1 pseudogene is annotated in these 255 nt (G+C 65.9%); it reads right to left on the bottom strand.

Annotated features, from left to right (window positions below):
* A pseudogene (locus IB262_RS35610) lies at positions 1 to 255 on the bottom strand (hypothetical protein); the annotation flags it as partial.

Genomic DNA, 255 nt, shown 5'->3' with positions numbered 1-255 from the left:
CTCCAACACATCGAGGATCCGGGCCAAGGCTTCGGTATCGATGTCGCTCTCGACCCGCAGGCGACGGCCACCGCCAAGCTCGATCATCACCATGCTTGCTTTCTTGCGCGAGCGGGAGACCGGCGGCGGCTCGGTCGGGATCGCCGGCGCAGGCAGCGCTTCGACGATCTCCACCGGAATGAGTTGCGGCACGGGCGGAGCGTCGATTTGGCCGAGCTCCTTGCGCCAGCGGAAGAGCTGACTCACATGGATGCC

The sequence above is a fragment of the Ensifer sp. ENS02 genome, from assembly GCF_014851885.1.
Taxonomy (GTDB): domain Bacteria; phylum Pseudomonadota; class Alphaproteobacteria; order Rhizobiales; family Rhizobiaceae; genus Ensifer; species Ensifer adhaerens.
This window is presented reverse-complemented; position numbering and strand designations above follow the sequence as displayed.